19 protein-coding genes are annotated in these 25,142 nt (G+C 66.0%); 14 read left to right on the plus strand and 5 right to left on the minus strand.

Translation table 11 applies throughout. The annotated features are described in order from the left end of the window. The first annotated feature begins 9 nt into the window (after positions 1 to 9). Genes AB0L82_RS40920 through AB0L82_RS40930 form a run of 3 tightly spaced genes read left to right on the plus strand, consistent with a single transcriptional unit; the run spans position 10 to position 4,705 of the window. Complete coding sequence (locus AB0L82_RS40920) at positions 10 to 2,361, plus strand: hypothetical protein (protein ID WP_364649969.1); 2,352 nt, start codon at positions 10 to 12, stop codon at positions 2,359 to 2,361. Beyond that, a complete protein-coding gene (locus tag AB0L82_RS40925) occupies positions 2,358 to 3,203 on the plus strand; it encodes a hypothetical protein (RefSeq protein WP_364649972.1) in 846 nt (281 codons plus the stop codon). The genes AB0L82_RS40920 and AB0L82_RS40925 overlap by 4 nt, the downstream gene beginning before the upstream one ends. Next, positions 3,200 to 4,705, plus strand: coding sequence for an NlpC/P60 family protein (locus AB0L82_RS40930; RefSeq protein WP_364649975.1), 1,506 nt, complete (start codon positions 3,200 to 3,202; stop codon positions 4,703 to 4,705). Before AB0L82_RS40925 ends, AB0L82_RS40930 begins: the two co-directional genes overlap by 4 nt. Before the next feature lie 22 nt (positions 4,706 to 4,727). Here AB0L82_RS40930 and AB0L82_RS40935 read toward each other — a convergent pair whose 3' ends face one another. Further along, on the minus strand, positions 4,728 to 6,911 hold the full coding sequence (locus AB0L82_RS40935; protein ID WP_364649978.1) for a hypothetical protein: 2,184 nt from the start codon (positions 6,909 to 6,911) through the stop codon (positions 4,728 to 4,730). Between the two features lie 447 nt (positions 6,912 to 7,358). Between AB0L82_RS40935 and AB0L82_RS40940 the strand changes: the two genes are divergently transcribed. The 11 genes from AB0L82_RS40940 to AB0L82_RS40990 all read left to right on the plus strand — a co-directional run bounded on the left by AB0L82_RS40940 (position 7,359) and on the right by AB0L82_RS40990 (position 19,565). Further along, on the plus strand, positions 7,359 to 8,633 hold the full coding sequence (locus AB0L82_RS40940; protein ID WP_364649981.1) for an FxsB family cyclophane-forming radical SAM/SPASM peptide maturase: 1,275 nt from the start codon (positions 7,359 to 7,361) through the stop codon (positions 8,631 to 8,633). A 2-nt stretch (positions 8,634 to 8,635) separates the two neighbouring features. Continuing rightward, a complete protein-coding gene (locus AB0L82_RS40945) occupies positions 8,636 to 9,271 on the plus strand; it encodes a hypothetical protein (RefSeq protein WP_364649984.1) in 636 nt (211 codons plus the stop codon). A gap of 53 nt (positions 9,272 to 9,324) precedes the next feature. After that, the gene (locus tag AB0L82_RS40950; protein ID WP_364649987.1) at positions 9,325 to 9,840 is read left to right on the plus strand and encodes a hypothetical protein; all 516 of its coding nucleotides are present in this window, start codon (positions 9,325 to 9,327) and stop codon (positions 9,838 to 9,840) included. Between the two features lie 59 nt (positions 9,841 to 9,899). Beyond that, on the plus strand, positions 9,900 to 11,555 hold the full coding sequence (locus tag AB0L82_RS40955) for a hypothetical protein (RefSeq protein WP_364649990.1): 1,656 nt from the start codon (positions 9,900 to 9,902) through the stop codon (positions 11,553 to 11,555). Positions 11,556 to 11,583: 28 nt separating this feature from the next. Then, positions 11,584 to 13,101, plus strand: a complete 1,518-nt coding sequence (locus AB0L82_RS40960) for a PPE domain-containing protein (protein ID WP_364649993.1) — start codon at positions 11,584 to 11,586, stop codon at positions 13,099 to 13,101. After that, entirely contained in the window at positions 13,098 to 13,439 is a 342-nt protein-coding gene (locus tag AB0L82_RS40965) for a hypothetical protein (protein ID WP_364649996.1), read from the plus strand. The genes AB0L82_RS40960 and AB0L82_RS40965 overlap by 4 nt, the downstream gene beginning before the upstream one ends. Continuing rightward, a complete protein-coding gene (locus AB0L82_RS40970; protein WP_364649999.1) occupies positions 13,436 to 14,122 on the plus strand; it encodes a hypothetical protein in 687 nt (228 codons plus the stop codon). Before AB0L82_RS40965 ends, AB0L82_RS40970 begins: the two co-directional genes overlap by 4 nt. Before the next feature lie 40 nt (positions 14,123 to 14,162). Further along, on the plus strand, positions 14,163 to 14,513 hold the full coding sequence (locus tag AB0L82_RS40975) for a hypothetical protein (protein WP_364650002.1): 351 nt from the start codon (positions 14,163 to 14,165) through the stop codon (positions 14,511 to 14,513). A 20-nt stretch (positions 14,514 to 14,533) separates the two neighbouring features. Beyond that, a complete protein-coding gene (locus tag AB0L82_RS40980) occupies positions 14,534 to 14,854 on the plus strand; it encodes a hypothetical protein (protein WP_364650005.1) in 321 nt (106 codons plus the stop codon). A gap of 9 nt (positions 14,855 to 14,863) precedes the next feature. After that, positions 14,864 to 17,461: a hypothetical protein gene (locus AB0L82_RS40985; RefSeq protein WP_364650008.1), complete on the plus strand. Its 2,598-nt coding sequence runs from the start codon at positions 14,864 to 14,866 to the stop codon at positions 17,459 to 17,461. A 193-nt stretch (positions 17,462 to 17,654) separates the two neighbouring features. Beyond that, positions 17,655 to 19,565, plus strand: a complete 1,911-nt coding sequence (locus tag AB0L82_RS40990; protein WP_364650011.1) for a type VII secretion target — start codon at positions 17,655 to 17,657, stop codon at positions 19,563 to 19,565. An 85-nt stretch (positions 19,566 to 19,650) separates the two neighbouring features. On the opposite strand, the gene AB0L82_RS40995 is transcribed toward AB0L82_RS40990, so the two are convergent. Genes AB0L82_RS40995 through AB0L82_RS41010 form a run of 4 tightly spaced genes read right to left on the minus strand, consistent with a single transcriptional unit; the run spans position 19,651 to position 25,021 of the window. Beyond that, entirely contained in the window at positions 19,651 to 20,676 is a 1,026-nt protein-coding gene (locus AB0L82_RS40995; protein ID WP_364650014.1) for a hypothetical protein, read from the minus strand. 2 nt (positions 20,677 to 20,678) lie between these two features. After that, positions 20,679 to 22,907, minus strand: coding sequence for a hypothetical protein (locus AB0L82_RS41000; protein WP_364650017.1), 2,229 nt, complete (start codon positions 22,905 to 22,907; stop codon positions 20,679 to 20,681). After that, the gene (locus AB0L82_RS41005) at positions 22,907 to 24,598 is read right to left on the minus strand and encodes a type VII secretion target (RefSeq protein WP_364650020.1); all 1,692 of its coding nucleotides are present in this window, start codon (positions 24,596 to 24,598) and stop codon (positions 22,907 to 22,909) included. Before AB0L82_RS41005 ends, AB0L82_RS41000 begins: the two co-directional genes overlap by 1 nt. A gap of 33 nt (positions 24,599 to 24,631) precedes the next feature. Then, positions 24,632 to 25,021 carry a hypothetical protein gene (locus tag AB0L82_RS41010; RefSeq protein ID WP_364650023.1) on the minus strand — a complete coding sequence of 130 codons (390 nt, stop codon included), beginning with the start codon at positions 25,019 to 25,021 and terminating at the stop codon, positions 24,632 to 24,634. Between the last annotated feature and the right edge of the window lie 121 nt (positions 25,022 to 25,142).

Here is a 25,142-nt window from a genome sequence, read left to right on the forward strand (position 1 = left end):
CGTGCGGTGGTGACGATCGGAATCATTCTGGGGCTCACCGTCATTCCGGGCTGTATCGGCGCGGTGGCGATGGCACAGAGCGAGTCCGGGACCATGTCGGCGGGCAATGGCGCGCTGAGCTGGATGAATGTGCGCGATTCGTCCGGGGTGAGCCTGTCCAGGTACAACTTCGCCTTCAACACCGACGCCGTCGGCATCCTGCATCCCTTCAACACCGCGATGGCGACGGCGATCAGCCTGGAGTTCGCGGGCTGGCTGGTCATCGTCGTCACCGGTATCTGGCTGATCGGCTATGTGCTCAGTTTCCGGTGGATGGATCTGTTCGCCGCACCGCTGCGTGCGATCGCGGAGGGCTTCACCAACCAGGTCAGCATTCCGATCGTGCTCATCACGGCTGCGACGCTGGGCGCTTTCTGTGTGGCGTGGTTCGTGATTCGCGGTTTTCACGCCAAGGCCGTCATGCAGGTGGTGACCATGCTCATGGTCGCGGTGCTGGGTCCGCTGTTCCTGGCCGAGCCGCTGGCGGAGATTCTGGACTCGGATGGCTGGCTGACTCAGGGCCGCGATTTGGGCATCACGGTCGCGGCGGGTCTGAACGGGAACAGCAGCCCGCAGCCCAATGCGATCGTCGCGTCGATGCAGGAACAACTGGCCGATAATTTCGCGCGAAAGCCACTGCAGGTATGGAACTTCGGGCACGTGATCGACGATCGGCCGGCTTGTAAGACCGCCTGGACCAACTCCGTCGGCACCGGTGACGACGATCGAATCAAGAACGCGATCCGTTCCTGTGGTGACGGTGACGCGTGGGCGGCGGCGAAGGAACCGACCGCCGGACAGTTCGGCGCGGGCCTGCTGATCCTGATCTCGGGGACACTGATGCTGGCCTTCGGGGCCGTGCTCGCGGTCAAGATCGTCCGATCTGCGCTGGACTCGGTCTACCACGGGTTCTTGGCCATATTCGGTTTCGCCGCAGGCGGATTCGTATACGGCCCGACCCAGACCTTCCTGGTGCGTAGCGTCGTGCACGCGCTGTTCGCCTCATTGCGAATGGCCGTCCAAGTGATCTTCCTCGGCGTCTACGTGCTTTTCCTGGGCGATATCTTCCAGCATGCGCAGGGCCAGGTGATGGCGGTCTTCGTCATGGGCGCGATCCTCGAGATCATCGCCATCACCCAGATGAAACGACTGGACGCCAGCCTGGACCGAGGCAACGACTGGGTGGCCAACCGGTTCTCGCAAACCTTGCACGGTGCGACACAATCACCCGGGGGAAGCGGCGGTGCCGCGCTCGGAATGGGAACCGCCGGTGCGCAACGCCATGGCTTGGGGATTCTCAAGACCCTCGGCGCGGCCGCCGTGATCGGTGGCTCGCCGGTCACCGCGCTGGCGTTGCGGCGGCGAAATCCCGCACTGCCGTTCTCGAAATTGGAGACGGCCGCGTCGATCGCGAACTGGGGCGCGGCGGCGGTGCCGGGTCTGGGCGGCCCAATGGGCTGGAACGTCCAATCCATGCTCAACCGGCAGATGTGGGCCGACGCCGCCCGCGAGGCGGCGGTGCGGCACGGTGGCATCGATACCGCTCTCGGTGCGGCAGCCGCAATCCAGCACGTGGTCGACCGGGGGGCGGGCATCGACGCGTTGAACGGTGCGTTGCAGGGCGCGGGGTTCACGGACGTCGAGCTCGTGCACCGAGCAATCGACTCGTGGGGAATTATCAGCGGCAACGCGGGGGACTACAAACTGTCTGATGAGCGTTTGGCAGGTGCGGTCTCGGCAATGGCTCGGGTGAAGAACACCTCGGATCGTCTGGTGCGCGGTGGGTCGTCGCTGAAGTCGCACGGCAACCCCGCCGATGTGGCCGCAGATCTGGCAACACTACAGGCGGCAGCGTATCGGTTCCGCCGAGCCAACGAAGGTGGCGTGACCTTGGACGGCGGCGCAGCCGATGGTGCTCAGCAGCGATTCGTGCGCGCGTACATGAACGGCGATCAGTCCTCCGCCCGTCTCGCCGCGCTTTCCAGGATCGCGAAAGAGGAATCGGTCAATCCCGCACATGCGGCTCTGGTGGACGAGCTACAACGAGAGGGCATCACCGCTGATGATGCCCAGCGAATGTGGGCTTGGATCGGCAACGAGCATGCCAAGAATATCTACACATCGGTCAACGAACTCATTGCCAATCCGGCGGATCCCGCCCTTATGCGTGCTGCTCGTGCTCACCTGGCCGCAGCACAGAACACCGACCGCAGAACTCCGCTCGACATGCACTCCCCGTGGAAGCAGCTGGCACCCCCGAGTACGCATGCGCCGGTGGGAGATTGGTCCAGGATGCGCAGAGTCGGGGATTTGCTCCAATGAAACTCGTTCTGGCTCTCGGGATTCCGGTGGCTTTGCTCGCGCTGGTGCTCGTCTTCCTGGTGCTGGTACTCGGTGGAATCGATACCGCGGTCGCGTCGGATTTCGAGCATCAATGTGATGTGGCGATCCCGAACGCCTCGTCCACCGCGACATCGGCCGTGCGCACCAGTGAGCGGGTGCCGGTTACCGCGAATCCCGCGCCGACGCCGACTCCCACCGAGAACCCATACGCGCGGTTGACATTCGCGTCCGATGACCCCTCGGTATCGGATCGCCAGCGCGCGTGCGCTTCCGCGATGCGGACCGCCGTCTACCAGGGCACGCCACTGAGTGAGCCCGCTACCGGAGCGACCGCACAGTGTGCTGGCGAAATCCTTGCCGCGCTAGTGAATCGGAGTTCGAGCAACCGGGCATCGGTCGAGCCCGCCGCGGTGACGGCGGCAGTTCTGCACCTCGCCTCGACCGCGACGACGACGGGGTACTGCCGACCTTTGGCCGATACCGACGTCACGACGTTGCTGGGCGCGCGCTCCGGCCGAAATCCCGATCAGTGTCCGTCCGCCAGTGCGAAGACGGCACTGGTTCTTCCGGATAGTCTTGCGGCCCAGAGCCTTTGCGGTCAACTCGTGGCCGGTGGCGCGGAATCCCCAGGCGACCTTGTGTTCTGGGACTATCGCGGTAACATGCCGACCCGGGTGGGCGTGGTGATCGGGTACGGGCAGAGTTCGGCCGGACCGGCACTGGTGTTCGGTTCGGATCCGGATACAGGTTCGATGGCGCAGATGACGATGCCGAGGAGTTGGGACGTGCGCGTGAAACGGGTGCTCGGAGCAGCGGTGTGACCGAGGTGCCCGAAGCTTCCCCGGAGTCCGAATCCATTGTGGCCGAGCGCGAATCCCCGCCCGGCCCGGCTATCCCGTGGACCCGGCGTCTGCCGCCGGTCAGGGCCTTGCCACCTGTGACGACGGCCGGTGGTCCCGGGACCGGCGCTCCTCAACCCTCCGGCGCGACCACCACCACCGCCGGCCCGCCCCGCCCAGCCGCGATCGATGCGCAGGCAACCGCGGGAGCCGCACGGCCAACGCCCGGAGCGCCGGCGGCACCCACCGGTGCGCCGCCGCCCGCCGCAGGGCAGCCGGGCGCGGTCGACGTACGCCCGCCTGCCGGTGCGGACCCCGCCGGTGCGGCCGCGCCGCGTCCGGATTCCGCTCGGGTGCACTCGGATTCGGGTGAGCGCGATCATGATGACCGTCGCGATTCCGATTCCGATCTCTCGGGGCTCGCCTCGGCGGCACCCGCCCTCGCCTCCGGGCTGGCCATGCTTCCGATGCTGTTGTCCTCCCTGCTCGGGGGAGGGGGCGGCGGGTCGGGATCGGGCGGAGGGTCGCAGCAAAATGGCTCGGGCACAACCAATTCCGGACAGCCCGTCGCGAGCTCGGGAGGTGGATCGCAATCCACACTGTCACCGCAGGCACAATCCGCCATCGACGCACTCGAGCGGCTGCGTGCCACCTATGGTAAGTCGGACGGCGCGTCGACCCCGGGAACGAAACCGGCCGGTACCGGCGTCCAGCCGGGCGGCGGAACCAGCGCGGGAAACGGCAAAGGGGCCGCGGCCCTGTCCGCGGTGCAGCTCTATCAGCGCACCGCCGCAATCGCTTTCAACAATCTCGACAATCAACTCGCGGGATATCTCGCGGGTCTGGCGGGAACCCACGGCATCGACAAGGCGGCGTTGAACTCGTTGATCAAGGAGCTCGATCTGGCATTGATCAAGATCGGGTCGGCGGCGTACACCCCGGCGGGTGCGCAGAAGGTGCACGACATCTTGACCATCGCGCTGCGCGAAGGAATCAAGCTGGCCGGTGCCAGCCAGGTCAACTCATCCGATACCGCGGCGGCCATCAACAGCCTGACCGACCAGTACCTCTACAACATCGCCGGACAGAACTACAAGGGCACCATGCCGACAGCGAGCGGGGTATCGGCGGCCGTGCAGAAGGTGATCGCGGTGGCTACCGCTCAGATCGGCAAACCGTACGTGTGGGGTGCGGAAGGGCCTAACTCGTTCGACTGCTCGGGCCTGATGCAATACGCGGCTCGCGCGGCGGGCGTGAACATCCCCCGTGTCTCGCAGGATCAATATCGCCAGTTGCCCAAGGTGAATCCCGCCGATATTCGTCCCGGGGATCTGATCTTCCCCGCCGGGCAGTACAACGGTGGCAGCCCGACACACGTCATGATGTACATCGGCAACGGGCAGTGCGTCGAAGCGCCCCGCACCGGTCTCAACGTCCGCATCATCGCGCTCCCGTCGAGTTACGCCGCCAGCCGGTGGAGCTGAGCCACCGGCCGGCGGAGCGTCGTCAGGCGTGATGCCAGGGTGAGAGCTGATTCGCGGTGTGCAGCGTGGAGATCCGGAACCCCGAGTTCACGAACTCCATTCGGATGCGGTCGATTTGAGCGGCGGTCGATGCCGGATTGGTCAATGCGTCCGAGTACGCGTGGGCCAGTGTCTGGTGCCGCAACGCGAGTTGGTTGCCGATGTGCAGACGTTTGTCCACCCCGGCCGATCGCCATTGCGCGGGCGTGATCGCGGCCAGTTGATCCAGTGAGGCCCCATGCATGACCCACCGCACGAACGGATCGTTGTCGTCCACCGGGTTGACCGGTGCCAGCGCGTGCCGGGCGAAGTTGTCCGCCGCCACCACGGCTTGACTTGCGATGGCGCTCTTGGGATCTCCGTCCCTGAGATGGTTGTGGACACCGAAGGTCGCCGCGACCGCCTTCTGCACCGCGGGCACACCGATCGGATCGACCATCATGCTGGCCTTCTGCGCGGCCAGCGCACGTTCGGCATTGATCACCTGCTGATGTGTCGCACCCGCCCAGAGCATGGCGGGGATCAGCATGGCGTCGGGTGCCTTGCTGTCGTACAACCCGTCCAGGATATTGGCGACCTGCAGATCGGTCTTGGGGCCGTTGGTGCCGTCCGAGCGCAGCCCGGCCTTGTGAATCCAGTTATCGCGCGCGGACTTGTTCCACTCGTGCGTCTCCAGGCTCATCGGCGAGGCGGCCATATTCTCCTTGTCCATCTTTCGACGGCGTCGCGACAGGGGATTCATGGGGTTCACTACGCCGCCCGCCACCCAGGCCGCCGCCGGTGAGGCATTGAGGGTGTTGAGCATCGCGAGCTTGGGAATCAGCCCAATGCCGCCGGAGCCGCTCGCGTGCATGGTTCCCATGCCGAGACCGAGTGCGGTGCCACCGCCGGAACCGCCGCCGCCCGCTGTGCGGGGCATACCATTCTGGATCGCCAGCGCGAATCGGTTCGCGATCCAGTCGTTGCCCTTGCCGATACTGCGGCTCAGATGTTTGAGCTGCGAGAGCGCGATGACCTCGACCAGTCCCGCGGTCACCAGCACCGCCATCACATGGCCTCGGGATTGTTCGAAGATATTGCCGATGAACACCATGTAGAAGCTCAGGAAGATCACGTACAGCGTCATCCGCGCCGCGGCGACGAAACCGTGAACCATGCTGCGCACCAGGAAGTTCTGGGTCGGACCGTAGATGAAGCCGCCCGCCGCGAAGCCCAGGATCGTCACGAACCCCTGATAGATCGAATCCAGCGCCGCTTTGATGACCCGCACCGACAGGAACACCGCGAACAACAGCAGTAGGGTGCCGCAGATGAGCAGGATCAAACCGGTGCCCACCTGACCCATGGTCGGATCATCGGCTCGCGCTGCCGCCGCCGTGTCGCCACAATCGCGCAGCCCCTTGCGAACTCGGCTGTCGTCACCGGCCGAGACCCCTTTGGACCAGACCGTCTTGCACGCTGCCGAACCGTCGACCACATGCCCGAAGTTCCATACTTGCAGGGGACTTCGCGCGAAATTATCCGCCAGGTTGCCCTGCAGGGATGCGATGAGCCGCGCCGGGTCGGGGTTGGCGTCGCCATTGAGCCCGGCCGCCACGGAGATGCCGAGGTCTCGTCCCTGTGCCAGCAGCCCGTCCGGTGCGAGCACCTCGGCGAGCGGGTCGGCCAGGAACATCGGCCCGAGGATCGCGACCATCAGCATGGTCACCACCTGCGTGGTCGCTTTGGCGTGATAGCCGCGCAGGACGAACCAGCCGACGCAGAACGCGCCGACGGTGGCGGCGGTCACCAACATCATCGGTGTCGCCACGGTCTGGGTGAAGGTGCGCGCGATACCGTGCAGCGCTGTCGAGAACAGGCTCAACCATTGGAAACTCAGGGCATACCCGATCAGCCAGATCGCGCTGATGACGATGACCATGTAGCCGATGAACTCCAGTCCGAGCAGGGTCCACACCACGGTGGCCGCCGGATCGAGCACGCCCCCGTGATCGGTGACGAAGGAGTAGTCGGCCAGTGGCACCCCATCGGAGTCACGGACATTCATCCAACTCAGCCCGTCGATTCCGCCACCGCGGTTGCCCGATTCGGTTCCGGTACCGCTCGCACTCGCCGCCACACCGATCAGACCGGGAAAGACGAAGAGCGCGAACAGTATCCAGAACATCCACACCGTGCGGCGGCGCAGCCGACCGCCGGGGCGACCCGACCCGACGCGCTCGATGAGATGCGGACAGCACCCTTCCGAATCATTCGGCTTCTGGGATCTCAATGATTTTCGGCGCGGTCGCGGCGACCGTGCCCGCGGCGAACGCCTGGCCATGCGTCGGAGATTACTCGAGAATCGCACCGCCATTCAACGCGTTTTGCTTACCGCCTATTCACTTTCGCTTAACTATCCGTTGGCTCGGCGGTCGTGCTCGAACAGGCCGCGCGAAAGGCCTTCCCTATCGATCATTTCCCAGTCTTGGGAAGCCGTGCGCGCAACGAATATGGCTGCTGGGCTAGGGTTTACGACGCCCGGCATGGCGTCGATCTATCCGGCCTCCTCTGATTCCGGCGCTGCCGACGACGGATCAATCCACACTGCGCAATCGTCGTACTTTCGCGCGGCATGAGAGGACCGATATCGGTGGAGCAGTTCATCAGCGAATTACCTTGGCGTGATTGGGGTCTCGACTTCGCCGAGCTCCGCCGTGGCGGCTGGCGCCCCAAACCGTTCAACGAGTTCATCGTCAAGATCCACGGCCGCTGCAACCTCGCCTGCGACTACTGCTACGTCTACGAGATGGCGGATCAGAGCTGGTTGACAAAACCAAAGGCAATGTCGCGCAGCATATTTCGGGAGTCATGCGAGATGATCAAGGATCATGCCGTCGGCTATGCGCTGCCCGCGGTCAATCTCGTGCTGCACGGCGGCGAACCGCTGCTGGTCGGTACCAGCGATCTCGAGTATTTCGCACGCACCGCCCGCGAGATACTGGACCCGGTGGTGCGGCTCCGGCTGGCGTTGCAGACCAATGGTGTGCTCATAGACGAGGATGTGCTCCGGATCTGTGAACGGTGGAACGTCAAGATCGGTGTGAGCCTGGACGGCGGTGAACCCGAACATGATCGGCACCGCTTCGACCGTGCCGGGCGCGGCAGCTACGCACGGGTCGTCGCCGGGCTGGAGCAGTTGCTGGAGCCCAGGCATCGGCACCTGTTCTCCGGACTGCTGTGCACCATCGACGTGCGAAACGATCCCATCCGGACCTATGAGTCGCTGCTGCTGTTCGAGCCGCCGCTGGTGGACTTCCTTCTGCCTCAGGGGAATTGGACTACACCGCCACCGGAACGCGGGGCGGATCAGACCCGGACTCCATACGGCGACTGGTTGATCGCGATCTTCGACAGGTGGTATGCCGCCCCCGAGCGCGAGACCGGGGTCCGGCTCTTCGGAGATATCATCGACCTATTACTGGGCGGCCGCGCCACCTCGGAGCTAGTGGGTCTCGGGCCGATTCGGCTCGCCGTGGTCGAAACCGACGGCTCGCTCGAGCAGGTAGACGAATTGAAATCGGCCTTCGAAGGTGCCGCCCGGATTCCGGTGCGTGGCGAGGGCAACCCGCTCGATATGGCTATGTGGGATCCCTCGGTGATGGCGCGCCAGATCGGGGCAACGGCCCTGGGTCCGGTCTGCCGCGGGTGCCCGATCCAAACTATCTGCGGCGGCGGTCATTACGTGCACCGCTATCGAGCCGGCGAGGGATTCCGCAATCCGTCGGTGTACTGCGCCGACCTGAAGAAGCTCATTACCCATATCGAGAACCGGATACGAACTGATCTCGATGCCACGCTCACCGCGGTATCCGCCTCTCCCGAACCCGGAACGATCACAGGAGTTTGACCATGCCCGCCCCGGTACGCCAGATCGACCACAGCGCAACGAATCTCGACTCGGTTCAGGCGCCGACGGATGAACTGGCGGCCGCGTACCGCACATTCCTGCGGATCCGTGATCTCGAACCCGATCCGCGCGGAATCGCCGAGCTGGTGGCGCGGTGGGACAGGGGTGGGTCATCCGATGTCGAATCGCGGTCCTCGGTTCCTGCTGACGAACAGCGCATTCCCGCTCGATATCGCCGATTGCATCTGGTCACCGAAGCGGAATTCGCCCCCGCACTGCCGAATACGACAACGGATGTGCCGCCGGAAGGCGATCGCGCGTACCGCGCCGGGTACCTCAGCGAGGCGATGGCGCTCTACAGCCGTGAACTCCGTGTCGACCCGTTGCGGCCGCAAGCCTGGGCCGGGTTACGCCTGGCCTCCTCGAAGATATTCGGCGAGACATATTCCGCCGTGCTGGACGACCGGGCGGAGGTCGCCGCACATCTGTATGCGGCCCTGGGGCCGGAGGTGGAGATCATGTCGCTGCTGCGTTGGCTGGCCCGGTCCGACGCACTTCCCACGGTTGGGAATCCCGGAGAATCGACAGCGCGACAGGAGCCCGAGACATGTTTGGCCGCAAAGCCATTCCGCGAGTAGCGGTCGCTGATTCGAACGGGTGTAGCGGCTTTCCGGATTCGGTGAGGTGAAGTATGAGCTGGTGGAAGAGCGCGATCGGCGCTGTGATCGTCGGTGGCGCGACCGCCGTCGGATTCGGTCTCGGCGGCGGCCCACTCACCGCCGGACTACTCGGCGGTGCCGCCCAAACCCTGTGGAGTCACTGGGGTGAGGGCAAAAGCTGGACCGAATCCGCAGTGACCGGAGCGGCGGTCGGCGTGCTGGGCGGTGGTATCGGCGGTGTCTTCGGCGGCGCGGAAAGTGGTCTCATCAAGGGTGGTGTCAAGAACTTGATCAGCGGTGTCAAGGACGGGTTCCAGGGCTGGACCGCACCGTTGAAGGTATTGACACTCGCCGAGCGCAGAGAATACGCGATGGTCGGCAACGTCACCCGGATGAAAACAGGAATTGCGACGTCCGGTCTGGCGGCTGGTTACGTGAGCAACAAGCTCAGTTCGATGGGCTTCTCCGGTGGAGATTCCGGTGGCGGTGGCGGCGGTGGTGGCGGTCAACCTCAATTCAGCACCATTCCGACAATCGCGATCGCGTGACACCTGTGTTCGCGCAATAGATATCAGGGTGGTGTGCAGTGGATATGCAACCTATATACATGCCCGATACCGCGGCGATGAAGACCCATAACCCGCCCTATCCGGAGCGGTTCTGGGTCGCACCTGTTCTCGAACAGGGTTACCGCACATTGCCCAAGACGTTCTTGACCGCCTTCAAGGGGTTCGGCGACGAACCGAGGACCGCGGCGCCGACCAAAACAGCTCCCGCGAAGATAGAACCGTTCTCGCTCTCCGGAATGGACAGCAAAGGGATTACGAATTATCAGTCTCTGGTGGTGAGTCTCAATAATTCGTTCAACAACCTCCAGGCGGCGAATGCGCTTGTCACGCCGGCGGTTCAAGATACGGCGCTCAGTGCGATGAAAGCGCAACAGAACATCAATACGTTGATTCTGGAGTGGGCGGGAGAGGCGTCGAAGCCTCCGATCGAGCCGATGAACGAGAATCAGAAGGTCATGGAAATGATCACGAAGGTGACGGAGAACCTCGCCACCATCGTGAACAACGCCAAGACCGAGATGCAGGGGGCGAAGGGCGATATCGACGCCGCCGCGAAAACGATTCAGGAACAGAACGACAAAATCGCGAAGCTGCAGGCCCAGCTCGACGCGAAGGCCGGTGATCCGCCCGGAACGCCGCCCGGCGTACCCCCCGGCACTCCGCCGGGGACCCCGCCCGGAGGCACCGGCAATGGTGATGGCTCCCAGTGGAAGCCACCCAATATCGATCCCGGACTCCTGAACCCGGGCAACACGAATCAGCCTCCGAAGGTCACACCCACACCAGATCCGACGACACCACCGACGCCGGACCCCACCAAACCGCCCAGCACGCCGGACAATCCGCCGTCGGACAACGGGAACGGCAAGCTGCCGGACACCACGCCGCCCAATTCCATGCCGAATCAATATCCGAACATGGGCAACGCTTCGCCTATTTCCAGCGGTATGGACCCGATGAGCATGATGCTGCCGTCGTTGCTGAGCGGAATGATGCCGAACATGAACGATCGGTTCCAGGCCGATCCGGATCGGTACAACCGTTACGAGGAGCCGTACAACCAGTACCCCCAGAACGCGGTTCCGATGCAGGCGAATCCGCCTGCCGCGACGCCGCAGACCCCCGCGACCACGCCACCCTCGACGACCACCACTTCTGTCGCTCCCACGGACAAACCCGCTCCGGCGCAACCCGCCGCTCCGGCGCCTCTCGCCCCGGATGCCGATGGGGGAGTGGACTATCCGTTCCCCGACGGCAAGACCCAGCGGGTGTCGGTCATCGTTGCCAAGGCGCTGGACAAGGCGTTCGGCAACAAGAAGGGCACCGATGCGCAGGCCGCCTACGCGGACACCACGGCAAAGTGGTCCGATACCAAGCAGATTGGCGATCGGGTCGACCCGAGTCAGCTGATGACCGGTGATGTCGGCATCTGGGAGAGCCCGGATATGGTCGCGATCGTGCGTGCGATGGGATCCGAAGGCGATGCGTCGCTGGATCTCATCGTCAATGGCGAATTGCGGAGGTATCCGGACCAGATCTCGGAGACGACAGGCGATCTCGGCAAACTCGTGGGCTGGGCGCATCCGCGCGGTATCGAGATCACCGGAACCAGCGCCAAGCACGGCGACGGCCCGGCACCCGGGATCGGTGCTCCCGCAGCACCTATGCCGGTGGTCGCGGCTCCGGCGAGCTGAGTACGGGGCGGGCGGAAGGGACTCCGATATGGCAATGAACGTCGACCCCGGGGAGCTGGTCGAGGCCGCCGCCAAGCTGTGGCGGTTGGTCGAACAGGCTCATGCCGGACTGCCGACCGGGTGGGTGACACCCGCGGGGGCCGACCTGCAGTCCACGGTCGCCTCGGCGTTCCACACCGCGCACGCGGAGTCGGCGTTCAACTCGTTGATCGGTATCGCCAACCGGGCGGGGCCGCACGCCTACCAGATCGGTTCCTCCGCGGTCGAATACACCCTGGCCGATGATGCCGGGGGGCGAAAGATCGCCGGTGCCGGTGCGGAGACGGTCACCAACCCGGTGCCCAAGATGCCGCCCTACGGATTGCGCCAGGCACCACCGCCTCCGGTCGGAAGCGCACCCGCCGTCGATCCGCTCACCTTCGCGCAGCAACTGCGCGCCGGGCCGGGTCCGGGTCCAGCGCGGGCTTTCGCGAGTTCCATTCGGCAGTACCTGGACGGTCCGCACCGCGAGGCCGTCGCCGGGTTCGAGAGCCTGATACCTGTCATGAACAACTGGACGCCGGTAGGCACGACGGTGGCCCAGCACCTGAACAACTACGGTCGTCAGCTCAGCGATATCGGCAGCAGCATGGGCACTCTCGCCGCCAATGTCGACGACTATGCCAATGCGTTCCAGGCCGCCAAGGACCGGCACCCGACACCTCAGGAAATCCTGGCCACACGGAAGCGCCTGCTCACCGCCATGCGGTCCAAGGACGAGGTCGCACTGGCACAGGCGCTCGCGGAATTCAATGAGCAGAATGGGCTTTCGGCACAGACCCACGCGGATTACACCGGCGAAATCAGCAAGACGCTGCCCGCGCCCGGTGGAACCGGCAAGCCCGGCGACGGCACACCGGGCGGTACCGACGGCGGCTCCGGAGGAAACAAGGGGAGTGGCCAGGGGGATCAGAGCAGCACCGCGATGATGTCGATGCTGCCTTCTCTGCTGAGCAGTCTCACAAATTCGGCGAGCTCACTGTCGCAGAACAATTCGACGGACGATCCCGACGCCGGGCTCGAGTACCCGGACGATTATCCGTCCGATCAATTGCCCGAACTGCCGATGTTCACCGGTGGTGGCGGCAGCCCCGGGGGTGGCGGAGATCCCGGTTCGCCGAGTGTCCCCGATCTGACCACCTACAACGTCGCACCCATGCCGGGCGTCAGCGCTACTGCGGCACTTGGCAATTCGGGCCTGCCGCGCGCGCCCGTCATCGATGCGCTGCCGAGTCAGTCCGCCGGTAATCCGGCTGCCCGCGCGGGCAGTTCCCCGTACATGCCGTACATGCCGATGGGCGCGGGTATGGGCGGTCCCGGCGGAGCCGGTGGTGGGAATGACCGCAATCGCGTGGTGGCCTGGCATCCGGACCGCCTCATGTACGTCGACGACACACCCCATACCGATGCGGTGATCGGTGAGAAGCCCACCATCGCCCCGACCGTGACACCCCCGACGCCGGCCCATGCCAATCAGGCGCCGACCAATCCCGGAGGCTCCGTATGACCGATATTCACCCCGATGTACAGGCCGCCCTGGACGCTGCGCGCGATCTGCGGCATCGCATCGCCGATCTGCGCGAACGGATCAACGGCATCCGCGCGCGCCGGCCCTCCCCCAGCGGGGCGGTGGTGCCGGAGGTCGATGCCATGGGCCGCCTCACCGATCTCTACTTCGCGCCCGGCACCACCGCGCGGTTCGGCAATGCCGAACTGGTCGCCGAGATCATGGCCGCCATCGGTGAGAGCACCGCCGACGCCGGACGTCAGTACCAGGTCATCATGGATGTGGAGCCGTGGCCGGAAACAGTGACCGCGGATGCTCCGGCGAGCAAATCGGCATGACCGGCGCGGAACTCGAGTCGAACACCGAGACCGAACCGGCGGTCACCGTGGCGGACACCGTGCAGTGGCTGCACGATGAGGGTTTGGCGCGCCTGGCCGTCGTCGGCACCACCGCGCCCAGCCCCATCGTCGCCTTCACCGTGGAGGTCGCCACCGGCACCGTGACCGCCTTTCCCGCCGCGGTCACCGGCCCCGGAACCGATGTGCTCACGCTGGCGGCGGACGATCTGCCGCCACCGTCCGGAACCGCGAAACGCCTTGTCGTGGTTGGGCTCACCGCCACCGAATCGGTGCTCGTGCTGGATTTGGCCGCACTGCCGACATTGGGTATCCACGCCGACCGTCCCGAGACCACCGCGCGAGCCTGGGTCGCGCAGCTGTTGCTCGATCCGGAGGTCACCATCACCACCAACAGCGCGGATCTGGCGATCCCGGCGGGCAATCGCTGCCGATTCACGTTCATCCCGGGTGGCGGCACCCTGCTCATGGTGGACGATAAGCGACCTCCGGTGACCACCATCAACCTCGGCCCCGCCGACGACGGAGCCGAACAGCTCGATGTGGCCGAGGACGGCAGCGCGGAGCTGTATCTGGGCAACCGCTTCTGGCAGCTGCGCCACGTGCTCGGCATCGGCGACCTCACCTGGGCCGCGCTCACCGCCCAGCTCGAACCGGCGGATTGACAACGGAATTCGCCCCGAACATCTTTCGACAGGAGCACCCATGGACGACGACTTCGACGCCTACGACGCGGCGCAACCGCAAGCCCCGGACTGGCGGAATATGACGCACGAAGTCTTCAACCCCGATCACACCGCGGGCGCGGCGTGTAACCGGGACGGCGAGATCATCGGTCTGCACATCACCGATGAGGCCCGCGACAACGGCGATGCCTGGCTGGCCGCGGAGATCCTGCGGCTGGCCCGGTTGGCACACCTGAAATCACGGGTCGCGCTGCGCGCCGAGATGGAATACAACGGGACCCTCTCGCACACCATCGACTCCTTCGATCTGCCGACCGAAGCCTCCTACCGCGCCGCCGAAGCCGCCGAATTCGGCACGGCCAGGCGCTGATTCACGGACAGGATCGCAACGTGACCCGCAAACTCGATATCGATGAGCCCGACGAGATCATCGCGGCCGCCGGACGTGCGACGGCCGCGGCCGCCGCCGTGACCGGCCGCGCGGGGACCACGATCGCCGGTCTCACCCCGCAGGGCACGGCCCGGTGTGAACTGGATACCGCGCTGCTGGGCGTACTGCACTGGGTCAAGACCGGCTGCACCACCGCGGTCACTTCGGACAGCCGAGGTTCGAGCGCCGCACACCACTTCATCGTGCAGGCCGCGCACGCCCTGACCACGACCGACAACCACGGCCGCACCGTGGTGCGCCGAACCCACGACCAGGCCTGACCCTCCCCGATGCGGCCGCAGTACGAGAACCCCTACTGGGATGCCATCGTCGGGGACAACTGGCCCGGCATCGAAGAAGGGGCTTGGCGCACACTGGAATCCGCCGCACGCGCCGGTGCGGCGGAAATGGATGTCACCGCGTTCGAGCAGGCCCGCCGCGCCTTCGACGAGCACATCCGGATCAGTGCCGCACTGCAACCGGCGCAGGACGCATTGCGGGTGGAGCAGGGCAGACTGTGGGCGCTGACCGATGTGCTGAACCTGGCCGCCGATCTGTTCGGGGAGATGGCGCAATTGGTGCGCCGTACCTGCGCGCGCATTCTCGACATTCTCGACTCGGCCGTGGCGGGCATCAACGGTCTGCGAGCTCAGCAGGATGAGACCCAGGACGAGCGCGACGATCGGCTGGCGCGGATCGACCGGATCGTTCGCAATGCTCGCGATGAGGTCGCCGCGGTGATGGCGCGGGCGACACAACAGGCTGGGCCGCAGGGTTTTCCGGAACTGTCCGCTATCGCCGACCTGCTCGGTATACCCGGCATGGATGAAGCCGGGAACGGTTGGCAGCCACACTGGGGCCCGGGCGGACCGGGCCGACCCGCAGGGCCCGCCCGGCCGGGACCGAGGCATCCGCGCGGACCCGACCACGGCCGCCCCGGATCGACTGTGCCGCAACCGCATCCGAATCAAAATCCCGTTCCGTCCATGGATCCCACCGGGGACGGATCCCTGCCGGGCGCGAAACCGGGGGGCCCGCCGGATGCGGATGCGGACACCGATGCCGATCGCCCGAGCACGGTGCCACCCGGTACGGCAGTTGTCCCGGACCCGAATCGGAACGAGCGCCCGCCGGCACCGGTCGACCACGGCGGTGGCGGTGGCGGCGCGAACTGGGGTGATGCACCCGGGTACCGCCCGCCGACGCCACAGCCGGGCATGCCGGGCGCGAACCCGGGATTCCTCGGAGGAATCCCGAATGTGACCGCACCGCCGCACTACTCATCGAATGACGCGGTGGCGGACTCCGGTGGTGACACCCATACGCCCGGAGCGGCGGCGGACTCGGTCGGCGGATCCGCTCGTTCCGACCGCACCGGCACCGAGGATTCGGCTTCGAACTCTAGTGACAGCGCGAAATCGACAGGCGGGTCCGCGGATTCGCGAACCGACTCGAATTCGGGCACAACCGGCCATGATCTGTCCGATGCGAGCCCGGTGAGCGCGGGTGACCCCGCACTCGGTGGTCCGGCCGGAGCGGGCGGGCCGATACCATTCCTGCCGTTCGGCCCGGCCCCGGCGGGCGCATCGGCGTCGCCGCAAGGTGCGGGGGCGCAGCCGATTTCAGCGCAGACCGGTACGGGCGCGGGGAACAGTGCGAGCCCGGGGACCGGTGCCGGTCCTGCGGCAGGCGGTGCGGCGAACAATGCGCCTCGGCCGGGTCAGGTCGCCGGACCGGGTGGCGTGACGTCGTCATCGCCATCCTCTCCCCCGGGCAGTGGCACCGTGTCCGCACCCGCGGGCGACCACGCGTCGCGAAACCGCACCGGTCGACCCGAGCAGCGTGAGACCACCGAACACGCCGCGCCCGAACATGATTCGTCGGCGTTCCAGGCGGCGGTGGGCGCGGCGATGGCCGCCGCTGCCGCACCGTCCTTCGTACTCGGCGATCGCGTGGACGGCGATTCGGCGCTCGCCCGCACGCTGTTGCGCAGCATCCTCGCGGTCGTGGACTGCTCACCGATCGCGCCCGCCTGGGCGGTGGCGGTGACCCGCCACGCCAGCGGTGTGAGTGCCTTCGTAACCTCGAACGAGGGCCGCGGGTGGCTCCCCGCGGGCCTGTATCTGCCGCGCACCGTATCGACCCCCTGGGTGTGGCAGGCGGCGCGCGACGCGGCCTGGGAGGGTGTGGCCGATCCGGCCCGCGTGCTCGTGGAGTTCGGCAGGGCCTGGGGGCGTACCTCCGGGGCCGAGGTCTCGGCGGTGGCCTCGTCCCTGGTGATCGATCCGATCCTGCGCGCGGCGCTGCCGTCGGTGCGATTCGAGGGCGGGGTCGGCCCGTCGCCGGAGTTGAATCTCGGTGTGCCCGCTCCGGATCGGCGAGATCGCCTGGAGGTCACCGCGTCATCGCGGCTGCTCGACCGGGTCATGGCGGTACAGGAGCCGACAATCGGATTGCGCTGCACCGAACTCGCGCGGGACGCGCACGCACGGGTCGCCCGGGCGATACCGGATCCCTTGCACGCCATGGGGACTCCCGCATTGCGCCAGCGCATCCTCGCGGCCCTGCGCAACCGCGCCCCGGTGCCGGACGAGTGGTTCGAGGAATTGCGCGATGCCGATGACCTGCTCGCGGCGAGCACGGTGTCGAAGCGATTGGACGTGAGTCGAATTCCGCTGGGGGAGTTGCGGTTCGAGCAGAGCGGCGAACCCGCCGTGCTGCGTGCCATCCAATTGCAGCGCCGCTGCGACGAATTGGTGCTGCTGCTGGCGCAGACCCCGGATCGGCAATGCCTGCGAGACGCGGTGTACCTGCACGCCCATCTCGCCGAGCATCCGGCCATTGCCGCGGCCGGGGAGTCCCGGGTCCCGCCGCGGGTGAGCAATTGACCTGCGGCGGGATGGCGATATGGCATACGCCGGTGGCATGCCCCGGCCCATCGGGGCATGCCACCGAACTCGCCGAATGGTCTGAGGCGAAACCGGGTTCGCCGACTTCGGACAGAACAGTAAAGGCTTCCCATTGGTGGGGAGGCTCGACAATTGTGCGAGTCGCCGAGGGCGGAAGGGAGTTCGATTCAACGTGGTCGAGAGAGTGCATATCGATCCTGCGGTACTCCGCCAACTCGCGGTGCAGCACCGCAAGGTCGGTGACGACACCGTGGAGTGGGCCAAGCCGCCGTCGGACTGGCTCGAAGCCTTTCCGCACACCTACGGGACCATCGCCAGCCCTGTCCTCGACGCGCTGAAGAACTACTACAGGGCCAGGCAGGAAGCGGGCAACGCCCTTGCGGCACAGCACTATCGCACCGCGGACGAACTGAACGCCTCGGCGGACGAATACGAGCGCTCCGATCGCGACAGCGCGGCAGCGATCCGTCGTTCCCTCGGCGACCACCCGGGCAGCACCGGAACACCATCCCCGGCGCCGACGCCGATGCCCGCACCCACGCCACAGCCGACCCAGCCGGGCGGACAGTTCCCGGGCGATCCGGGCAATACCGGCGCTATGCCACCGGGCTCGGGCGGCAGCGACGCGAATATGCCTGGGCGACAGGACACCTCGCCGATATCCGCACCGGGGACACCCGGCGCCGGCAATCAGCCGCCGCCCGTCGGCGCACCGGGCACCCCCGGTGTATCGGGAGCACCGATCGCACCCGCCGCCTCCGTGACGCCGGATACGACAGGTTCGGGTACCACCGGGCGGGACGTGCTGCCCGGCAGCACCGCCGACTCGGCGCGTCCCGGCGCGGTCACCGCTCCGTCCGGCACCGGCGTCGCACCGATCCTCAACGGATCCGGTGGGGACGCGACCCAGAATGCCTCGGCCGCCGGAACCGGTGTGCCCGGCGATGCCGTGCCGACGATCGTGCCGACCCCGTTCGCCGCGGCGGTGGCCGCCGCCAAGGATCGGGAGACCGGGCCCGCCAATGTGGTGAACGAGGCCGTCAACGAGGATCTGGTCATCGCCCGCACACTGCTCGCCGCGGTGCTCGCCGCCGCGGACGAGCCGATCATCGGCCTGGCCTGGGCCGTCTCGGTCATGCGCGGCCCCAGTGGAATCGGCCTGTTCATCACCAGCAACGAGGGTCGCGGTTGGCTTCCCGCCGGCCTCTACCTGCCGCGCGAGGTATCCACCCCGTGGCTGTGGGACGACATGCTCGGCCCCGAGCAGAGCTGGCCCTGGGAGGGCGTCGCCGATCCGGCGCGCATACTCGCGGAGTTCGCACGCGCCTGGGGCGGCACCACCGAGTCCACGCTGACCGCCCTGGTGTCCTCCGGCTCGATCGACGCGAGTCTGCGCGCGCAGCTGCCCGATACCGCCGTGGAGGGGATGGTCCCGCCCGCCTACGACGTCGATCTGCGCTCGCCCGGACCCGGCACCGCCGACCGACTAGCCCTCGCCGCGTCAATTCCCGCGCTGGAAAGCGTTGGTGCGGTGGCAGATTCGGCCATTCACCGCCGACGGACGGAACTGGCCGAACAGGCGCACGGCGAAGTCGGCCGCACCATCCCGACCCCGGCCGAAGCGGCCGGAGCCCGGGCACTCCGTGGTCGAGTCCTCGCCCTGCTGCACGACAACCAGCAGGTGCCCGCACAACTGTGGCAGGACCTGCGCGACGCCGACGATCTGCTGGCGGCCACCATGCTGTCCCGCCGAGTCGACGCCGGCCGGGTCAGCCTCGGGCAGCTGCGCATCGAGGATCAGGCGGAAACCTTGCGCGCCATGGTCTTCGAGCGCCGCTGCACCGAACTGACCCTGCTGCTCGCCGAGCAGCCCACCCGGCAGGGCCTGCGGGACGCGGTATACGCCCACGAACAAATCCTGGGCCACCCCCTGTTCGCCGCACAGCCCGTTGCCGCCGCCACCGCCGCGGAGCAGGTCTCCACGGTCGACACCATCTCCACCCGGGTCGCGCCGCCGACCATCACCGCGGGTCCGCCCAGCGGGGTCACGGTGGCGCCGGTCGATGATCGTGTGAACGGGTAGCGCACGGATCGGGCATTCCGGTGACGTGCCGGAATGCTCGACCCATCCCGGCGGATGCGAGGCGTCCAGCCTTCACCGTGACGTGTCAGGCGGCGTCCCAAATGGGCGTTCCGTACACATTCACATTGCGGATGCCACCATCAGGCGAGCAGCCCAGGCCGACAACCGAATAGCGCCACGAGGCGCCGACCGATTCGGAGGCCGAAGTCAATGCGTCCAAGGCCGCCGTGCCGCCATGGTGGCGTACCGCCAACGCATGTACGAGTGGGGTCAGATCGCCGCCTCGATGCGGCCCGAGATGCAGTGCAAAGATAGGCTCATCGCCGCGTCGTCCGGTACAGATCACTATCGGAAACTGATGTAGGGTGGCGGCGTCCGCGCCGCAGCGAACCACTTCGGATAACACCTCCCATGCTGGATCGCCGAAGTGCCGCACCAGTTTCATCGGTGTGGCCGCGTCGTCGTACCTAGCCCTGAAATAGACCTTGTGCGCGAACCCGCCGTTGGAGTCGATTTCGATTGCGGCGAAGTAAGGTTCGACGAAAGCGTCGCGTGCGGGAACGAGGATCGATTCGGCGAACTCGGGGAAGGTAGCGCGCAGCCTGAGCAACCCGTCCGGTACCGCAAGCAGGCTTCCGTACAGCTTTACGCCGACCCTGCTTTCGGGTCCGTCGCCATGATGCGCGATTCCGAGCCAGGTGGCGAAACCATGTCGCGTGCCGACCGCGGCCGGATTCGGATACAGCGCGGTGACGAAGGATCTCAATCCAGCCGCCTCCGCCGCGACGATATTCGGAATCGCTGCGGTCACGGCATCGATCGCTGCGACCTGCGCGGTGAGACGTGATCCGAAGTCCGGGTGCTGAGTTCCGGCCTCCACCACATAGCGCAGGACCGGGTGAACCCGCCCCCTGCCGCCGGTCACACTGGCCTCGAACGGGATACCGGTGACCGAGAGTGTGCTGGTTGGGAACCCATCGGCGGCACGGCCGGTCAACCGTCCGCCGCAGGCACTACGCAGTATGGCGCGCATGGGCTCGGGACGATTTCCGAATCCGAGCAGTTCGGCCGCGGCGAGGAGAAAGTCGGCCGCGACCGTTGCCGGTTCCATCCTCAGATCTCACCGCTGGGACGGGTCGGAGGGGTCGCCGCGGGCACCACACCGGGCGCCGCGGGTGCTGCGACCTTGGGTGGGTCCTCGGGCTTCGTCTGGGGCGGAGCCTGCCCGTCGGTGCTCAGATCTGCTCCCGTCGGATGGAAGAAGCCTTCGAACTTTCCGAACTCGCCGCCGAGTGAATCCGGCAGATTGTTCGGATTGAACTGCACCAGATGGCCGTCCTGCATCGGACCGAGTTTGCCGTCGAGGATGATCTGCGGTCCGTTGTCCGTCATCACCACCAGGGCGGTCCGGTTGCCCCACTGCGCGATATCGCCGGTACGGAGTTCGGCGTCGGAGATCTGCTTCCACGGCATTCCCGGTGTGGATTGTCCTGGACCGCCGTCGTACGCGGCGCGAGCGTCGCAACCGGCCGGGTTGCTGAACGCTTTCGTGAGCGCGTCCTGAACCACGGTCGATACCTGCTGGGTTCCGTTCAGGCCCGGAATCGTGACATTCACCAGACCCTTGGCATTGGTCGGCGGGGGAGTCGTCTGGTCGGCGGTCACCACGGGTTGCCCGGGCGCACCCGGTGCTCCCGGGGCCGTGGGTGCTCCGGGTGTGTTGGCCGCCGGGTTGACAGCGTTCGGGTCGCGGGGGCGGCGCGGTTCACCCCGGTCGTCCTGCATTCCGCCATTGCCCTTGTCCCGGTTCTGCATTGCCTGCTGCAGCGCGGACATCATCATGAGCTGGCTCGGATCGAAACTCGATCCGCCACCGGAATTCCCGCCGCCATTGCCACCGCCGCTGTATCCACCCGCGTTCGTGCCGGGGTTGTACACGGCCGGTGTGACACTGTCGTTCTGCCGGACGCGATTCTCCGCCGCGTCAATCGCGTCCAGAGCCTGCTGGTTGTTGTTGGTATCGGTCGATGTGGTGCCGGGCTGTGTGCCCTGTGTGCCGGGAGGAGTCGCGCCATCCGCACCGGGCGGCGTTGTCGCCTGGCCGTCGGGGCTGTTCGCGAGCGCATCCTTGAACAGCGCGCTGTAGTCGGTATTCTGCGGAGTCGCGGGACCCGGTGTGACGGCAGGACCTGGACTCGGTGTCGCGGCGGGCGGGGGTCCGGGTGTGGGTCCGGGTGTCGGTCCCGGCGCCGGGGGGCGTGGGGGCGTGGGCGTGTCAGGGGGAGCCGGGAGCTTCTCGGCGTCTTTCAAGAACTCCTTGGCAGCCTCAGCGTACTTCTTATCCCATCTCAGAACTAAATCCTTGAGTGGCTTCACATAGTATTCTTGTTCTGCTTCCGGCGTGAGGAAGAACTTGTTGTTGTCCGCCTCGGGGGTTTTGTAGAGTTCATTTTTCGACGTATTCCGCTCGAACAGAACCTGTGTGGTTGGCTCGTCATGGGGATGGTTGATCTTCTTGACCAGCTTATCGCCGTCGCGGGTCCACCCGTCCAAGGTTTTGCCGAGTAACTTCTGGGCCTCTCCGACCATGCCCACCAGGTCTGTGAAGAGTGCTTTTCCTTTTATTTCGGTATCGAAGGTAGCATCGGTTGCTATTTTATGTTGACCGTTATATTCGGTTTGGCGCGCATCCAATTTCCCCTTCAGGGTTTCGTGCGCCGCTCTGATATCGGACCAGCCACTCACGGTGGTATATCGCTCGTCTGCTACCAGTACCGGGGAGAACTCGGGCGGAGCCGTCTTGGGCGTATGAAGACCGAGCGAGTCAAGGTCCCACTGCATCGTGAACTCGGTGTCCTGTACCAATGCTTCGAGTTGCGCGCTGGCGCCGTCCGGCGCTGTCAGGACCACCTCGACGATGTGTTTGCCGAAGTCCGGGACGCCGGTGGCCGGGTCGTGTTTCGCGAAAACCGGTTTATCGGCATCGTCCTCCGCCTTCTTCTTGGCGTCGATGACCGTTTTCGGATAGTCATGCTGAACCGATGTCAGGAGATCCGCATACTTCGGGTCGTCTCTGATTTCCTTAGGTACCTTGTTGAACAAGCTCGTCTTGAGATTGTAGTACCCATTGTCGCTTTTATAGTCCATCTGCGACCAGGCATATGCAAACTCTTCGGAGTTCATCTTGTTCAGCTTTTCGGCCGCGTCCGCAGCCTGTTTATCGGTGAATCCCCAAGGATCTGATCCCCAGTTCCAAGGCATAGCGCCCGAGTGGGAGTCGCAATCATTCTTCATTTGCTTGACAATGTCGTCGATCTTCGCCTTATCGACAGGTGGCACCATCAGCCGGTCCTCTCCATTTCGGAGTCGAAGGAGCCCGCAGATCGCTCCGACCCCAGCGGGTGGTCGGCAATCTGGTCACAGGTGTAGAGCATGTCGCGCAGTGTGGCGCGGGTAGGCGGGACGAGCGTCGACAACTCCAGCAGTTCATCGATCCGGCGCGCGATGAAGGCCTCGTGCGAGGTTGTCGCGCCCTCCAGCAACTGGTCCTGACCCTTTGCGGCATGTACAAACTCGAGGCAAGTCGAGTGAATATCGCTGTCGGACAATGTTTCCGCACGCTGTAATGATTCGTCCGATCCTGCCGCCGTGAGCCGGTCGACGAGCCCGGGGCCGGGCCGCGACAAGTCCGCGTCGGCACCGGCGGCCGTCACCCGATCGGCTACGGCCGTGTCGATTGTGAGCGTTCTCCGCAGACTGTCGGCGATATTCGTGGACGAAGCCAGTGCGCTGACTCGAATATTCGAGCCTCGCCCCGCAATAGCGAGGAACTCGAGGAGCGTTTGTGCGGGGTCATCGTTTCCCACCAGTGCCGAGGCGGTCCGTAGGTCGGCTTCACGGAAGGCGAAATACCATCGCCACGGGACGATCACCTCCGACGGCAGGAAGAGCCCCGGGGGCAACCAGCCGCGACCTGCCGTGGAGGTCAACAGCAACACAGGTCCCCTGGGCGTCTGCGCGACCGCGGTTGCCCATTCCATGTTGGGCTCCGAATCGCCGACGGCGGCAAGCACTGCCGCGAGCAGCGTGCGAGCGAGCACGAGATCGGCGTCCACCGTGTCACCAACGACCAGCGACTGTCGAGAGGACTTGCCCGCCGCGGCTTGTGCCGACGCGGCGAGCGGGCCCGAGGACAACGGCCCGGGAGGCGGCCCAGCGGACGGTCCGGGTGTGAACACACGTTGACCGGGAGCCATCGGATTCGCAGTCATCGCCGGCGTGCCTATACCGCTCACCGAGCGTGTGGGCGTTCCGGCTGTGGTCGATATCTGCTGGGAAGCGGGTGCGACCGCGCCTCCGGTCGCGGGCGGGATGCTTCCGGACCTCATCGCAGGGCCGTTGGTACTCGTAGATCCCAGCGGCGATAGAGATCCCACCGACGTACCGGAACCAACGGGTGCGATCGGAACGCTCGACGTACCTACGCCCACGGGTGAAATCGGACCGGCGGAGGGTGCCGAGCTCGGGACCGGCGACACGGCCGGTGGCGATGTCGACGGCATGCCAGGTGTGATCTGTCCGGGTACGGGCGGGGCCATCGGAACCGGCCCGGGCACGGTGGGGTTTACCGGTGACGGCGAGATGGGCCCGGGTATCGGCGCCGGGAGAGCAGCGGTCGGTGCACCCGGTCCGTGCGCACCATCCGGGGGGATATCGAAGCCGGTGCCGCCGGCACGGCTGATCTGCTGTCGGTTCTGGTAATCGCGTTGCTCGAGTTCCTCTGCCGCCCTGAGTAATTGGTCGCGAGTCTGCTCGTTCCTGCTGGCGAGGCGTTCGGCCTTCTCATGCCGATCGTTGTAATAGTCGACCAATGCCCCGTACATTGGGTCGGCGATCGTGCCGTGGGTGCTCGGGAACTCGTCGAGCCAGTCCTGCGGGATCCTGCCCCATTTACGAAGGTCCGCCGCGATCAGCCGATGTTGCTCCGCGGAGCGTCGCAGGTCATCGGGCTCGACGATGAGGTGGTCGGCCATACTCTGATATCCCTCCCGCCCGTCCTGTCCGCATCATTCTTTCGTCTTCCCGAATTGAGGGTCCTGGAAGCCACCGCTCCCGTTGACACGCCACTCACCCATGACCTCGGCGAGCGGACGCGGGAGCAGCGCCGGATCATTCATCGTGAGGTGGTACTTACGCTTCGCGTCGGCCGTGCTCTCGACAATGGCTGTCATCAGTTCGGCGATCAGTTCGTGAGTGTCGAACCTGTCGCATGTTCCGGGCGCCAGATAGAGATCACGGAGTCGCCCACGTGTATCGACCTCGGGTATGACCAGTCCGGACGGAGAGGGACGGCGTGCGACGATTTCGGCGGCCCGCTCCTGCATTTCGTCGATGCGGTGCCGTAACTCCCGTTTCATCGCGAGTCCCGCACGCACGTCGGGGTGAAGTTCTCTCATCGGTCCTCGTTCGTCGGCGGCCCTGTCCCCAGCATGCTTCACCGCATGGCGGGCGACTTCCCGTCGCTGGGAAGGAGTTTCGCCGAAACAAGTACGGGATAGCCTGCCGCGCAAGCTATCC

Source organism: Nocardia sp. NPDC052001 (assembly GCF_040680615.1).
Taxonomy (GTDB): Bacteria; Actinomycetota; Actinomycetes; order Mycobacteriales; family Mycobacteriaceae; genus Nocardia.